Here is a 14,254-nt window from a genome sequence, read left to right as displayed (position 1 = left end):
TATGACCTACATAATCTCATTCGGGATTCTGCTGGCCTTTGCGCTGGTGGCGTTCTGCGTGATCAAGTGGTGGAACGTCCGCAACGTCGGCGTGACCCCCGTTCACCTTTTCACCTTCATCGCAATCCTGTTCACCTCCGGCCTGGACGTGGGCCTGATCATGTTCCCGCTGGCCTGGGATTTCCCGCTCTATGCGGACACCGCCGCGGAACCGGCCTATGGCTTCACCAACCCGCTGGCGCTTGAGTTCGGCTTCTGGGGTTTCCTGATCTGGGGCTTCTATTTCCTGACGACCTTCTATTTCTGCGTGATCGAGCCGCGGGTGAAGTTCTTTGAGATCCCGCTGGTGAAATGGATCAACAACATCGTGATCATCGGCACCTGCGCCTTCACCGGCGCGCTGTTCCTGATCTACCTGCCGTATTACGCAACCTTCATGGGCGACGGCGAAACCGTGATCCCGGCCTTCTATGTCATCACCTTCCTGGTGATCCTGTTTGCCGCCTTCTCCTCCACCGACATCAAATACGTGCGCATCCTGTCGGTTGGCTCCACCGTGCTGTTCATGGCGCTGATCCTGGGCATGTGGGCCTATGCGGGCATGGGCCTGGGCGCCTTTGCCGACACCGCAGGCAACATCGGCGGCTACTTCTCCAACATTCACAAGTTCATCCTGCCGCTGACCGACTATCATGAGTTCTACCTGTTCTGGTGGTTCGCATGGTCGATCATGATCGGCCAGTTCACCTCGCGCTTTGTCGGCGGCCTTAAGACCTGGCAGGTCCTGGCAGCGCTGCTGATCTTCCCGTCGATCCCGCTGGGTGTGTGGTTCTCGGTGCTGTACTATTACCACCTGAACAGCATCGAAACGACGCTGCTGATCAACGTCTCCATGGTCGCGGTGGGCATCATCTTCGTGGTCAACTCCTTTGACTCGCTGATCCGCCTCTACACCGACAACCTGAACCTGACGGCCAAGCGGTTCGGCACCATTCCCTATGTGCTCGGCAACGCGGTTGTGCTCTTCGGCCTCACGCTGGCCTTCCAGAGCCAGTGGCTGCAGATCCAGTGGATCGGCACCATCGTGATCGGCATTTACGTGGCCTGCCTCGCCTACATCCTGGCCTTCAAGCGCAGCGACGTGATGAGCATCGACGCCTCGCCCGAGGAAAACACCCTCGATTTCGAGAAGATCAAGACGGCCCACTAAGGGCGGTCTCCCGGCTGGCCCCCAAGTTTCCCCGAATGAGGGGACCAGCCTCCAACTGCCTGGCAGCGCCTTCGGGCCTGCCAGGCGCCTTTGCAAAGCATCGCCAATTCTTGGGAGGTCTGCGATGAGTGCCCCGAATATCCTGATCCTGATGGTTGACCAGTTGAATGGGACGCTTTTCCCGGACGGCCCCGCCGAATGGCTGCACGCTCCGAACCTGAAAAAGCTGGCGGAACGCTCCACCCGCTTTGCCAACGCCTACACCGCGTCGCCGCTCTGCGCGCCGGGCCGTGCTTCCTTCATGTCCGGCCAGCTGCCCTCGCGCACCGGCGTCTATGACAACGCGGCTGAATTCCGCAGCGATATCCCGACCTACGCCCACCACCTGCGCCGCGCCGGCTATTACACCTGCCTCTCGGGCAAGATGCACTTTGTCGGCCCCGACCAGCTGCACGGGTTCGAGGACCGCCTGACCACCGACATCTACCCGGCGGACTTCGGCTGGACCCCGGATTACCGCAAGCCGGGCGAGCGCATCGACTGGTGGTACCACAACATGGGGTCTGTCACCGGGGCAGGGGTGGCGGAGACCTCCAACCAGATGGAATACGACGACGAGGTCGCCTACAACGCCACCGCCAAGCTTTATGAGCTGTCGCGCGGCCTGGACGATCGCCCGTGGTGCGTCACCGTCTCCTTCACCCATCCGCATGATCCTTACGTGGCCCGCCGCAAGTACTGGGATCTCTATGAGGACTGCGAACACCTGCTGCCCGAGGTTCCGGCGATGGCCTACGAGGAGCACGACCCCCACGCGCAGCGGATTTTTGACGCCAACGACTGGCGCAGCTTCGACATCTCGCAAGAGGACATCAAGCGCTCCCGCCGCGCCTATTTCGCCAACATCTCCTATCTGGACGACAAGATCGGCGAGATCCTGAACGTGCTGGAAACCACCCGGCAGGAGGCGATCATCCTGTTTGTCTCCGACCACGGCGACATGCTGGGCGAGCGCGGATTGTGGTTCAAGATGAACTTCTTCGAAGGCTCTTCGCGGGTGCCGCTGATGATCGCATCGCCGGACCTGCCTGCGGGCCTGATCGAAACCCCGGTCTCCACCATCGACGTGACCCCGACGCTGGGCGCGCTTGCCGGTGCCGACATGGGCGAGATCGAGCCCTGGACCGACGGCCAGAACCTGGTGCCGCTGGCCACCGGCTCCGAACGGACTGAGCCGGTGCTGATGGAATACGCGGCAGAGGCGTCTTATGCGCCGCTGGTCTCCATGCGCTACGGCAAGTGGAAGTACAACCGCTGCGCGCTCGACCCCGATCAGCTGTTCGATCTGGAGGCCGACCCGCACGAGCTGACCAATCTGGCAGAGGACCCGGCCCACGCCGGCACCCTGCAGACGCTGCGCGCCAAGTCAGAGGCGCGCTGGAACCTGGAGACCTTCGACGCAGACGTGCGCGCCAGCCAGGCCCGCCGCTGGGTCGTCTACGAGGCGCTGCGCCAGGGCGGCTATTACCCCTGGGACTACCAGCCGCTGCAAAAGGCCTCTGAGCGCTACATGCGCAACCACATGAATCTCGACACCCTCGAGGAAAGCAAACGCTTTCCCCGGGGCGAATAACCATAGCAACCGTTCAGCATCTCCCCTGCTGAAAACCCCCGCTGGAGACACACACCATGACACATCCCGCACAGCCCAAAGCCAGCCACTTCATCAACGGCGCATACGTCGAAGACACCGCAGGCACCCCGATCCCGGTCATCTACGCCGCAACGGGTGAGCAGATCGCCACCGTCTACGCCGCGACGCCCGCAATCGTCGAACAGGCGCTGTCCACCGCCAAGGAAGCGCAAAAGGCATGGGGCAAGATGACCGGCACCGAGCGCGGCCGCATCCTGCGCCGCGCCGCCGACATCATGCGCGAGCGCAACCATGAACTGTCTGTTCTGGAAACCTATGACACCGGCAAACCGCTGCAGGAAACCCTGGTGGCCGACGCAACCTCCGGCGCCGACGCGCTGGAATACTTTGGCGGCCTCGCTGGCTCCCTGACCGGCGAGCACATCCCGATGGGCGAGGACTGGGTCTATACCGTGCGCGAGGCACTGGGCCTGTGTGTCGGTATCGGCGCCTGGAACTATCCGACCCAGATCGCCTGCTGGAAAGGCGCGCCCGCACTGGCCTGCGGCAACTCGATGGTGTTCAAACCCTCCGAGACCACGCCGCTCTGCGCCCTGAAAGTGGCCGAGATCCTGCACGAGGCGGGCCTGCCCGCGGGCCTCTACAACGTCATCCAGGGCATGGGTGAGGTCGGGGCCGCGCTGGTCACCGACCCGCGCGTCGACAAGGTCTCGCTGACCGGCTCGGTGCCGACCGGCAAGAAGGTCTATGCTGCCGCCGCCGCAGGCATGAAGCACGTCACCATGGAACTGGGCGGCAAATCGCCGCTGATCATCTTTGACGATGCGGATGTGGAAAACGCCGTCGGCGGCGCCATCAACGGCAACTTCTACTCCTCCGGCCAGGTCTGCTCCAACGGCACCCGCGTGTTCGTGCAGAAAGGCATCAAGGAGAAATTCCTGGCCCGCCTGGCGGAACGCACCGGCGCCGCCGTGCTGGGCGATCCGCAGGACGAGGCGACCAGCTTTGGCCCGATGGTCACCGAAAACCAGATGAACATCGTGCTGGGCTACATCGAAAAAGGCAAAGAGGAAGGCGCCCGCCTGATCTGCGGCGGCAAGCGCGCAGATATGCCGGGCTTCTTCGTTGAACCCACCGTCTTTGCCGATGTGACCGACGACATGACCATCGCGCGCGAGGAAATCTTCGGCCCGGTGATGTCGGTTCTGGACTTCGACACCGAGGAAGAGGTGATCGCGCGGGCCAATGACACCGAATTCGGCCTGTCCGCCGGCGTCTTCACCAACGACTTCAGCCGCGCTCACCGGGTGATTGGCCAGCTGGAGGCCGGCAGCTGCTTCATCAACTCCTACAACGACGCGCCGGTCGAGGCGCCGTTCGGCGGAGTGAAGGCCTCCGGCGTGGGCCGCGAGAACTCGAAAGAGGCGATCAAGCACTTCAGCCAGGTGAAGTCGGTCTACGTCCGCATGGGCGACGTCGAAGCGGCGTTCTGATTGCCTTTTCGGGCAACGCCCAACCGCCCGCCCCGTTGCCCAAAAGGGCAATCAGGGCAGGGCGCAGGACAACCGGAGCTGCCTGCCCAGGCGGGCAGCCCGGCAGGAAATGCAAGGCAGAGCCGGGCAGGCGGGCAGCCCCCGGTCTCAGCGACGGAGAGAAGAAATGAACGCGGATTATGTGATTGTCGGCGCCGGCTCTGCGGGCTGTGCCATGGCCTACCGGCTCAGCGAGGCCGGCAAGAAGGTCTTGGTGATCGAACACGGCGGCACCGATGCCGGGCCGTTTATCCAGATGCCGGGCGCGCTCAGCTACCCGATGAACATGCCGCTGTATGACTGGGGCTACAAATCCCAGCCTGAACCGCATCTGGGCGGCCGCGAACTGGTCTGCCCGCGCGGCAAGGTGATCGGCGGCTCCTCCTCGATCAACGGCATGGTCTATGTGCGCGGCCACGCGGGCGACTACAACCACTGGGCCGAGTCGGGCGCCGCGGGCTGGTCCTATGCCGACGTGCTGCCCTACTTCAAACGCATGGAAACCTGGAACGACCGCGGCCATGGCGGCGACCCGGACTGGCGCGGCAAGGACGGCCCGCTGCATGTGACCCGAGGCCCCCGCGACAACCCGCTGCATGACGCCTTCGTCAAGGCAGGCGCGCAGGCAGGCTACCCGGTCACCTCCGACTATAACGGCGAACAGCAGGAGGGCTTCGGCCCGATGGAGATGACGGTCTACAAGGGCCGCCGCTGGTCCGCCGCCAACGCCTATCTGAAGCCCGCGCTGAAACGTGATAACTGCGATCTGATCCGCGCCTTCGCCCGCAAGGTGGTGATCGAGGATGGCCGCGCCGTGGGCGTCGAGATCGAACGCGGCGGCAAGGTCGAGGTTATCCGCGCCAACGCCGAGGTGATCCTGGCCGCATCCTCGCTGAATTCCCCCAAGATGCTGATGCTCTCCGGCATCGGCCCGGCCAAGCACCTGGCCGAGCATGGCATTGATGTGGTCGCCGACCGCCCCGGCGTCGGCCAGAACCTGCAGGACCATCTGGAATTCTACTTCCAGTTCGCCTGCAAGCAGCCGATCACCCTGTTCAAATACTGGAACCTGGTGGGCAAGGGCCTGGTCGGTGCGCAGTGGCTGTTCACCAAGACCGGTCTCGGGGCCTCCAACCAGTTCGAAAGCGCCGCCTTCATCCGCTCAGATAAGGGCGTGGATTACCCGGACATCCAGTACCACTTCCTGCCCATCGCGGTCCGCTACGACGGACAGGCCGCGGCAGAGGGGCATGGCTTCCAGGCCCACGTCGGCCCGATGCGCTCGCCCTCGCGCGGCGAGGTCACGCTGGCCTCCGCCGACCCCAAGGACGCGCCGAACATCCTGTTCAACTACATGTCGACAGAACAGGACTGGATCGACTTCCGCAAATGCGTGCGCCTCACGCGTGAGATCTTCGCCCAGGACGCGATGAAGCCCTTCCTCAAGCACGAGATCCAGCCCGGCGAGCACCTGCAGACCGACGACGAGATCGACGGCTTCCTGCGCGAGCATGTGGAAAGCGCCTATCACCCCTGCGGCACCTGCAAGATGGGCGCGGCTGAGGATCCGATGGCCGTCGTCGACCCGGAATGCCGCGTCATCGGCGTCGACGGCCTGCGCGTTGCCGACAGCTCGATCTTCCCGCGGATCACCAACGGCAACCTCAACGGCCCCTCGATCATGACCGGCGAGAAGGCCTCCGACCACATCCTGGGCCGCCGCCTGCCGTCCTCCAACGCAGAGCCGTGGTTCAACCCGAACTGGCGCGAAGCGCAGCGCTGATCCTGCTGCCAAGCCAGCAAGCCGCCCGCCACCTCCCCTTTGTGCGGGCGGCTTATTTTTTGCAGAATTTCCTTCAGAAAATCAGCGCGCCGCGCACATCTTTTGATCCGCGTCAAAGTGGCGGGGCAGGGCGCGGCATAATCTGCAACCGACCCTAGGAAAAAGGAGCGAGCAGGTGTCCAATACTCCCCATGAACTGGCCGACGAATTCCCGGAAAAAGCGGCGCTGATGAGCCAGCTGAAACAGTCGGACGCGCATTTCGCCAAGCTGGCGGATGAATACCACGAGGTGAACCGCGCCGTGCACCGGGCAGAAACCAACGTGGAGCCGGTCAGCGCTCAGGCCGAAACCGAGATGCGCAAACAGCGCGCCGTGCTGAAGGATGAGATCTGGGGGATCCTGTCCAAAGCGTAAGGCAAAGACCGGTTTGTGACCGAAGGGGGGCATCGCTGATGCTCCCCTTTTTTGCGCCCCGCCAAAGGCCCTGGCTGGCGGCGTGTCCCGCCGCGGCTGCCGCAGCCGGTCATTCTGCCTGAATGGACTGCAGGAACTTCACCAGCGCGGCCACACGTCCGAACGCAAGCGCCTGCGCATCGACGTCATGGGGAACCGACTTTGACTTTTCCATGCCCAAGGCAAAGTAACGGTTGCCCCAGACCGGCATCCCGCGGTCGCCGTGCGGGTTGACCATGTTCCGGCCATCGATTATCGCTTGAATGTCATCGGCCGGGAACTGGCCGCTGTAGCGCGCCGAAATGGCCGTAAGATCCGGCGGCTTGTTCACAAGCACCTGGGCCACGGGGCCGTCCCCCTTGCCGTTCGGGCCATGGCAGGATGCACATTGCGCCATGTATTCTGTGTGGCCCAAGGCCACCTGTGCAGCTTCATCAAACGCACTGCCCTGACCTGCGAATGCAATCAGCGAAACACATGCGTAAACGGCCGTGGGCAGCTTGCGCCCGATTTTCTTGGCAATAGTCATGTCATCCTCCCAAACCAGAAATACCCGTACCAAACAAAAGCGTGAGACACCCAGGCGCGGCTTTTCCCTCTCCCGCAGGGAACGCCGGAACTGCTGCGGCCGCGTATGGCCGTGCCTGACAGATGCAGTGTTCCATCGCAAAAACTCTGCTGCAATAACGCAGATCAATCCCGCGCGCCGTGACGCGCTCGAAGCCGTGGATCAGCCAGCGGCGGCGTCCCGCAAAAAAGCCTCTCCCGCGGCCAGCCCGGCGTCCCAGGTCGCCTGGATTTTCGCCGGATCGGTAAAGTCGATCTTGTCGGCGGGCACTTCTTCCTCAGGCGCCACATACAGCCGTCCCGCGACCTCCGGCAGGCGCTTGTAGCGGCGGGTCAGCAGCACCAGCGTGCGCCCCTCGTTGGGTTCCGGCATCGGCGCCTGATCGGCCATGCCGCCGTCGATCACCGCCCGCCCGTTCCAGCGCGGCGGCTCGAACACCGGCGGGATGGTGGCGGCAAACCGCACCAGATCGGCTAGCCTGCCGTCGCGCGCCGCGGCGTTTGCGTCCACCAGGCTGGAGGTGACACCCAGCCGCTCCGCCCAGTTGAAATGCGGCGAGCCGACCAGGTGCAGCTCCGCCTCATAGGCCAGCGTGGCCAGGCTGCCCGTCAGCCGCGCCCAGCGGTGCGATGGCGGATGGCCCAGCAGGATCTGCGCCTGCGGCCCGGCAGCCACCTGCGCCATCGCATCGCCGTCCAGCGCCCGGGTAACCACCTCCCCATAGACCCGCTGGTGCGGGGTCAGCCCGCCCTCGCCGGTCTGGTGCCAACTGATGTTGCTGCTTGTCTTCCGGAAAGCGTCCTTCATCTCTGCCAGCACCCGCTCCCCGCGGCCCGCCAGGAACCCGGCCAGCGTCAGCGCGCCGCCGGACACCCCTGTCACCCGGACAGGTCGCAGCGGCAGCGCATCCTGCACCACGTGCAGAAAGCCGCCCTGCCAGAAACAGCGGCATCCACCGCCGGACAGGACCAGTTGTTCAAATGCCGCCATGATCCCTAACCTAAAGCGCGCGGCGGCTGCAGGCCAGCCGCGGCGTCAGCTGACCTCATAGGGCAGCACGCCGCGCTGATCGGTGTTGATGGTCAGCCGCCGCTCCAGCGGCGGGACAGAGCGCTGGTGGCAGTCCTTGCGCTCGCAAATGCGGCAGGAGATGCCGATCGGCTCATAGGCGCTGTCCTGGCTCACATCCAGTCCGTCCGCATAGACCAGCGCATCCGCGTGGCGCACCTCGCACCCCAGCGCAATCGCATAGCGCCTGACCGGCGCCCCGAAGGACCCGCCCGGTTTCGACACATCCCGCGCCAGCGAGATATAGCGCACCCCGTCCGGCGTCTCCGCCAGCTGGCGCAGGAACCGGCCCGGGGTCTCAAACGCCCGGTGCACGTTCCACAAGGGGCAGGCGCCGCCGAACCGGGCAAACTGCAGCCGCGTGGCCGAATGCCGCTTGGTGATGGTGCCCGCCTGATCGACCCGCACGAAGAAGAACGGCACCCCCTTGGCGCCGGGCCGCTGCATTGTCGACAGCCGGTGCGCAATCTGCTCGATCGAGGCGCCGAACCGGATCGCCAGCACCTCCAGGTCATGGCGGCAGGCCTGCGCGGCCTCCAGAAACCGGCCATAGGGCATCAGGGCCGCGCCCGCGAAATAGTTGGCGAGCCCGATCTTGGCGATGGAGCGGGCTTCCTCGCTCTGGAACTTTGCAAAGTCCAGCGTGGCCTCCAGCAAAGTGTTCTGCCTGAGCAGCGCCACCTGCAGCAGCATCTGGAACAGCTGCGTCTGCGGCGCGGAGCGGTTGGAGAGATTCAGCACCTGCGCCCCGGCATCATAATGCCGCAGCCCCTCCATTTCGGTCTGGCGGACGGTGATGCCGCCGCGCTCCAGCTCGGCAATGGCGGCGGCGCGGATGTCGCTGGTGGCGGCAAACCGTTCTGCCGCGTGATCCACCGCGTCGATGTAATTGTCGCAGTAATGGAAGAAATCGCGCACCTCTTCCCAGGGGCTGGCCTGAATGCGCGCATCCTCCCGCCCCAGCGCCTCATCCAATGAGGCAAGCCGCTCATGGGTCTGCCGGTAGGCCCGGTGCAGCGCCAGAAAGGCCCGCGCCAGCGCCGGCGCGTTCGAGGCCGTCAGCCTCAGGTCGGCCAGCGGCGGCGCATCATCGGCAAACACCGGATCCGCCATCGCCTCGCGCATGTCGCTGACCAGCCGCTCGCTGTCGCCCGCGCTCAGCTCGGTCACATCCATGCCGAACTCCTGCGCCAGCGCCAGCACCACCGTGGTGGACACCGGGCGGTTGTTGTTCTCCATCTGGTTCAGATAGGGCAGGGAGACGCCCAGCTTGGCGGCGAAATCCTTCTGCGTCAGCTCCAGCCGCTGCCGCATCTCGCGCAGCTTGGCGCCGGCATAAAGTTTCTGGGTGGCCATGGGGTGCGCCTTTGCAAATCGAACTCCTGCGAACAGTATAATTGCAAAGGGGCGCCTGCAAGGCCGCGGCGGCGCTTAAGCGCCGATCTGCCGCTCCCGCCAGACCACCAGCAGGATCGCAATCAGACCGCTGGCGGCAGTGGCAAACATGATCACCAGCAGCGGCACTGCCGTCGACCCGGGCACCAGCAGCATCCCAGCAAAGGCGCTGAGCGCCGCACCGGCGCCGATCATGATTGCGCCGCTAAGGCCCGACGCCGTGCCCGCCAGATGCGGCCGCACGGAAATGGCGCCGGCGGTGGCATTCGGGATCGCCATGCCGTTGCCCAGGCCGACAAAGCACATGAGGCCAAAGAAGGTGAACACGCTGTCCGCGCCCGCCATCGCAATCAGCAGCGACAGCAGCACCCCGCCGCCGTTGATCACGCAGCCCCACAGCACCATGCGGTTGACCCCCAGCCGCATGGAGTAGCGGCCGGAGATGAAGTTGCCGGCAAAATACCCCACCGCAGGCGCGGAGAAGTAAACGCCCAGTTCCGCCGTGCTCAGCCCGTAGACCTCGGTGCCGACAAAAGGCGCGCCGCCCAGGTAGGCAAAGAACGCCCCCGAAGCGAGACCCGAGGACAGCGAATAGCCCCAGAACCGCGGCGAGCGCAGCAGCTCGGGATACTCGCGGAACTGCGCCACCAGCGTCTTGCCGCTCTTGTGCGCGGTCTCGCCGAAATCGGTGAAGGTGATCACAAGCGTCGCCGCGCCGACCAGGAACAGCATCCAGAAATTGGCCTTCCAGCCCATCCACTGATCCAGAAAGCCGCCGATCGCCGGGCCGATCATCGGCACGATTGCCATGCCCATGGTGACATAGCCGATCATGCTGGCCGCCTCGTTGGTGTCATAAAGATCGCGCACCGCGGCGCGGCTCAGCACCATGGTGGCCGCAACCGCCGTCTGCGCCACCCGGAACATCAGGAACACCTCTGCCGTCGGCGCATAGATGCAGCCCAGCGTCGCCAGGAGGAACAGCACGATGCTGGTCAGGATCACCGGCCGCCGCCCCATCTGGTCGGAAATCGGACCGACAAAGATCTGCACCACCGCATTGCCCGCCAGATACAGCGCCACCGACAGCTGCATCACCCGGTAGTCGACCGCGTAATACTCCGACATGCCCGCCAGCGACGGCAGATGCAGGTTCATGCCAAGCGCCGACAGGCCTGCCAGCAGGATCAGGGTGAAGATGCGCGGAGGCGTCCGCTGGCCGGCGGCCCGGGTATCATATGTGGACATACCATCCGGTTAGAGCAGTCGGCCGGCGTTGTCCATCAATCCTCTGCGCAGCCGCGCACAGAGCTGCCGCAGCGTCAAAAGTTCCTTGCAAGAATTTCTCGGCGTCACCTATGGTTGCTCAGGCAGCGCGTATTTCCGCGCATTTCCCCAGGGCCGCCCGTTTGTTGTGTTGAGGTGATACATGGCCACTACCCCGGATCCGCTTGCCAACAACCCGGCCATCCGCGAATGGGCCGAACGGTTTTATGCCGTCAAGGCCTGGACCATGCCGGATATGCCGGATCCCGGGGATGAGGATCTGGACCTGCGGCGCAAGGCGGCGCTGGCGGAACTGGCCAAGATCACCATTCCTGCCGCGCTCAGCTCCGGCGCCCGGCGCAGCCTGGCGGGCGGGCGCAAGGCGCTGAAAAAGGAAATCCTCAGCGCCGGCGGCGTGGATGCTTTCGATCAGATCGACAGCGATATCCAAAAGCTGTCCGGCCAGATCGCCGCGCAAACCGCCACCGCAGCGGCCAGGGACAAGGCCCTAGCCGCCCTTGCCGCGGCTGAGGCCAAGTGCGCGTCGGTGCGCGACAGTCTCGATCAGGGCGCTTTCACCTATCTGGAAGGGCTGATCAAAGCCGCGCACAAGGCGATGGCCGCCGCGGTCACGGTTTCCGATTTCGAGGCGGTGGAGGCCTCGGCCAAGGACATCACCGCCAAGGCAGCGGCCGCCAATACCTACGGCCTGTTCTTCGACACCTGGACCCGCGGCACGCTGGCGCTGATTGCCGCGCTCAGCGGCGGCGCCAAGGACACCGCGGAGGCCGACCGCAGCGCCAGGATGAAAACCGCCGCAGGCCATTCCAAGACCGGCGATTTCGGCGCGGCGAAAACGGCGCTGGAGGGCTGGAAAGCCAACCTCGGCGACGAGGGCGATCTGGCCAAGGCGCTCAGCTTTGACGCGCTGCTGGCGGACTACATGGCAAACACCCACGACCGCTGCGACTTCATCCTGTCCAGCATGGTGCCGGACGCCAAGGATTACCGCAACCACCTGAAAAACGCCAAGAAGAAGGCCTATAAGGAACAGAAGTTCACCGAAGCCGAGGCGCTGCTGCAGGAGCTGATCGGCTACAGCTCCCCGCAGCGCAGCGCGCTGGCCCGCTACATGCGCACCTTCGATGCGTCGCTGAGGGCCGACAAGGGGTTCCGCGATGCCTTGGCCGCAGCCGATGCCAAGCAGAAGTTCAAGGGCGCCAATGACCCTGCCGGGGCGATGGCGGATTTGAAGGTCTGGGAAAATGCGAACCGCGTGCTGATGCGCCAGAGCCGCTCCAAGCAGATCGTGAAGGCGCTGGAGAAGAAATACGAGGCGCTCAAGAAGGTTCTGGCGGACCCTGAGCTGTCCGACCTCACCGCCACCTGGGACGCGCATAAAGCGCTGGCGGATGCCGGGAACTTCGACAAGGACGCGGGCGCGCCGCAGTACCACGTCAAGCTCAACGCGCTGTTCCAGCTCATGAAGGTCGTGGATGAGCGGCGCGAGATGGCGCAGATCCTGCAGCGCTATCCGGCGGCTGCCGGGTATGATTTCCAACAGCCGGTAAACAATGCCCTAGCCGCGCAGAAATACCCCGAGGCGGTGGCCGCGGTGCCCGGCGCGCTGGCGCTGCTGCGTGCGATGCCGGCATATCTGGAGGCCAAGCAGGCTGCCGAAGATCTGCTGGCGGTTCTGCCCGGCGATGCGGATGAGCTGACCGGCCCGCTGGATGCGGCACTCAAGACCGCAGAGGTGACGGCCCGCGGCGGCGATCCCGCCAAGGCCGCCAGCGAGTTGCAGGCGGTGCTGGACGGCACCGATTACATGGACCTGGTGCTGGCGATGGCGGACTACCGCGCCAAGCTGGCCAAGGTCGAAAAAGAGCACAGCCGGACCAAGAAATACCTCGATCTGAAACCGGCCGAAGACAAATTGGACGAGTCGCTGAAAACCGCCACGGACCGGGCGGACAGTGACAAGGACTACGGCGACGCCTTCCTGATGCTGGACGCCCACCAGAAACTGCTGGCGGAGGTCAAGCCGATGGCAACCGCCCGCTTCCAGGTGCAGGGCATCCTCAAGGCCCTGGAACGGGCCGGCACGGACGCCGGCAAGCTGACACCGTTCAAGGAGCGGGTTGCGGCAGCTGAGGATGAGGCTAAGAAACCCGATTTCGCCAAGGCCAAAACCGCCTTTGACAGCATCCGCACGGATCTGCAGGCGCTTTGCAAGGAAGCCGCGAAGGACTGCGAGGCGAAGGACGGCGTGGACAGCAACGCAGGCCACTCGCTGGACCGCCACGGCCCCGGCGTCAGCGACGAGGACCTGATCCAGCGCCTCAAGACCGGCAAGCCGCCGAACGCGAAAACAGATGACGAACGCTCCTACACCGGCGCCTCCTCCAAGTTCCACAGCCCGCAGGACTGGCTGGCAGGCCGCGAACTGGCGGCCCAGGCGGCCAAGGCCAAGGGCGTCGAGATCGGCGATACGGAAATGACGGTCTCCGGCGACCCGCTCGACTGGCCCGAGGAAAACTTCGACTGCACCGTCGAGCACGGCCGCCCGATCGACAAGGCCTTTGTCGGCCACAAGAAACACGTGCGCCTGGACGACAACGGCGAGCCGGTCCCCGATAAGACCTATGAAACCTTCGAGGAGATCGAGGGCCTGACCCGCGCCTATGTGAACTTCATCTGGGAGCCGGAGAAACTGCCCGCCGAAACCACGGACCATCCCGCCCCCGGCACGGCCCATGCGGAGGTGAAGCCGCAGGACAACGCCGATTACGCCGCTAAATACCAGGAGCGGCACGGCGCCGCCCCGGCCAAGATCCCGGGCCGCTGGGTGATGATGCAGCAATACCCGGTCGCCGACGGCTGGGACAATGAGACCAAGACCTACACCAACGCCAATCCGGGGAACATGATCCCATGAAAATCCGCAAGGAACTGATCGCGGGCTACACGCGGCTGCTGACCATGGGCCGGGCCGTCAACGCGCCCGATCCGATGGCTGACCTCTCCCAGTTCGACGCCGACATCCGCGCCATGCACAGGCGCGCCCACAAGGAGGGCAACCTGGACTGGCTGCGGCTGGCGCTGGATTCCCTGATCGCCAATCCGCGCGGCCGCATCGGCGAGTTTGCAGGCCAGCAGTACCCGTTCAGCGATCAGGAGCTTGAGGCGCTGTTCCGCCGCGCCTACGGGATGATCTGGCCCGGCCAGCCGCTGTCAGATCCCGGCGATGAGGCGGATCTGGAGTTTGTTGATATGAGCGCAGAGGACTGGGCCGCCGCCGCCGGCAGCGCCAGCTAGGAGGAT

11 protein-coding genes are annotated in these 14,254 nt (G+C 64.8%); 7 read left to right on the top strand and 4 right to left on the bottom strand.

The annotated features are described in order from the left end of the window. Position 1 precedes the first annotated feature (1 nt). The 5 genes from PHA8399_RS08900 to PHA8399_RS08880 all read left to right on the top strand — a co-directional run bounded on the left by PHA8399_RS08900 (position 2) and on the right by PHA8399_RS08880 (position 6,594). Positions 2-1,210, top strand: coding sequence for a choline transporter (locus PHA8399_RS08900; RefSeq protein WP_058285802.1), 1,209 nt, complete (start codon positions 2-4; stop codon positions 1,208-1,210). 124 nt (positions 1,211-1,334) lie between these two features. Beyond that, complete coding sequence (gene betC, locus PHA8399_RS08895; protein WP_058285801.1) at positions 1,335-2,843, top strand: choline-sulfatase; 1,509 nt, start codon at positions 1,335-1,337, stop codon at positions 2,841-2,843. 56 nt (positions 2,844-2,899) lie between these two features. Then, entirely contained in the window at positions 2,900-4,357 is a 1,458-nt protein-coding gene (gene betB / locus PHA8399_RS08890; protein WP_058285800.1) for a betaine-aldehyde dehydrogenase, read from the top strand. Positions 4,358-4,523: 166 nt separating this feature from the next. Continuing rightward, the gene (gene betA, locus PHA8399_RS08885) at positions 4,524-6,179 is read left to right on the top strand and encodes a choline dehydrogenase (RefSeq protein WP_058285799.1); all 1,656 of its coding nucleotides are present in this window, start codon (positions 4,524-4,526) and stop codon (positions 6,177-6,179) included. Positions 6,180-6,354: 175 nt separating this feature from the next. Next, on the top strand, positions 6,355-6,594 hold the full coding sequence (locus PHA8399_RS08880) for an HP1242/YdcH family protein (RefSeq protein WP_058285798.1): 240 nt from the start codon (positions 6,355-6,357) through the stop codon (positions 6,592-6,594). Between the two features lie 109 nt (positions 6,595-6,703). Here PHA8399_RS08880 and PHA8399_RS08875 read toward each other — a convergent pair whose 3' ends face one another. The 4 genes from PHA8399_RS08875 to PHA8399_RS08860 all read right to left on the bottom strand — a co-directional run bounded on the left by PHA8399_RS08875 (position 6,704) and on the right by PHA8399_RS08860 (position 10,912). Then, the gene (locus PHA8399_RS08875) at positions 6,704-7,162 is read right to left on the bottom strand and encodes a c-type cytochrome (RefSeq protein WP_058285797.1); all 459 of its coding nucleotides are present in this window, start codon (positions 7,160-7,162) and stop codon (positions 6,704-6,706) included. A gap of 201 nt (positions 7,163-7,363) precedes the next feature. Next, positions 7,364-8,191 carry a patatin-like phospholipase family protein gene (locus PHA8399_RS08870; protein WP_058285796.1) on the bottom strand — a complete coding sequence of 276 codons (828 nt, stop codon included), beginning with the start codon at positions 8,189-8,191 and terminating at the stop codon, positions 7,364-7,366. Between the two features lie 45 nt (positions 8,192-8,236). Beyond that, on the bottom strand, positions 8,237-9,625 hold the full coding sequence (locus PHA8399_RS08865) for a helix-turn-helix domain-containing protein (protein WP_058285795.1): 1,389 nt from the start codon (positions 9,623-9,625) through the stop codon (positions 8,237-8,239). Positions 9,626-9,700: 75 nt separating this feature from the next. Then, the gene (locus PHA8399_RS08860; protein WP_058285794.1) at positions 9,701-10,912 is read right to left on the bottom strand and encodes a multidrug effflux MFS transporter; all 1,212 of its coding nucleotides are present in this window, start codon (positions 10,910-10,912) and stop codon (positions 9,701-9,703) included. A gap of 181 nt (positions 10,913-11,093) precedes the next feature. Between PHA8399_RS08860 and PHA8399_RS08855 the strand changes: the two genes are divergently transcribed. Both PHA8399_RS08855 and PHA8399_RS08850 read left to right on the top strand, forming a co-directional pair. Then, positions 11,094-13,868, top strand: coding sequence for a hypothetical protein (locus PHA8399_RS08855; protein WP_058285793.1), 2,775 nt, complete (start codon positions 11,094-11,096; stop codon positions 13,866-13,868). Continuing rightward, positions 13,865-14,248, top strand: coding sequence for a hypothetical protein (locus PHA8399_RS08850; RefSeq protein ID WP_058285792.1), 384 nt, complete (start codon positions 13,865-13,867; stop codon positions 14,246-14,248). Before PHA8399_RS08855 ends, PHA8399_RS08850 begins: the two co-directional genes overlap by 4 nt. Positions 14,249-14,254 lie beyond the last annotated feature (6 nt).

Origin of the sequence: Leisingera aquaemixtae, assembly GCF_001458395.1 — a bacterium.
Lineage (GTDB): Bacteria > Pseudomonadota > Alphaproteobacteria > Rhodobacterales > Rhodobacteraceae > Leisingera > Leisingera aquaemixtae.
This window is presented reverse-complemented; position numbering and strand designations above follow the sequence as displayed.

Excerpts from the sequence above, each read along its gene's own strand:
- PHA8399_RS08900 (WP_058285802.1), top strand. The coding sequence starts at position 2 with ATGACCTACATAATCTCATTCGGGATTCTGCTGGCCTTTGCGCTGGTG.
- betC (WP_058285801.1), top strand. The coding sequence starts at position 1,335 with ATGAGTGCCCCGAATATCCTGATCCTGATGGTTGACCAGTTGAATGGG.
- betB (WP_058285800.1), top strand. The coding sequence starts at position 2,900 with ATGACACATCCCGCACAGCCCAAAGCCAGCCACTTCATCAACGGCGCA.
- betA (WP_058285799.1), top strand. The coding sequence starts at position 4,524 with ATGAACGCGGATTATGTGATTGTCGGCGCCGGCTCTGCGGGCTGTGCC.
- PHA8399_RS08875 (WP_058285797.1), bottom strand. The coding sequence starts at position 7,162 with ATGACTATTGCCAAGAAAATCGGGCGCAAGCTGCCCACGGCCGTTTAC.
- PHA8399_RS08870 (WP_058285796.1), bottom strand. The coding sequence starts at position 8,191 with ATGGCGGCATTTGAACAACTGGTCCTGTCCGGCGGTGGATGCCGCTGT.
- PHA8399_RS08865 (WP_058285795.1), bottom strand. The coding sequence starts at position 9,625 with ATGGCCACCCAGAAACTTTATGCCGGCGCCAAGCTGCGCGAGATGCGG.
- PHA8399_RS08860 (WP_058285794.1), bottom strand. The coding sequence starts at position 10,912 with ATGTCCACATATGATACCCGGGCCGCCGGCCAGCGGACGCCTCCGCGC.
- PHA8399_RS08855 (WP_058285793.1), top strand. The coding sequence starts at position 11,094 with ATGGCCACTACCCCGGATCCGCTTGCCAACAACCCGGCCATCCGCGAA.
- PHA8399_RS08850 (WP_058285792.1), top strand. The coding sequence starts at position 13,865 with ATGAAAATCCGCAAGGAACTGATCGCGGGCTACACGCGGCTGCTGACC.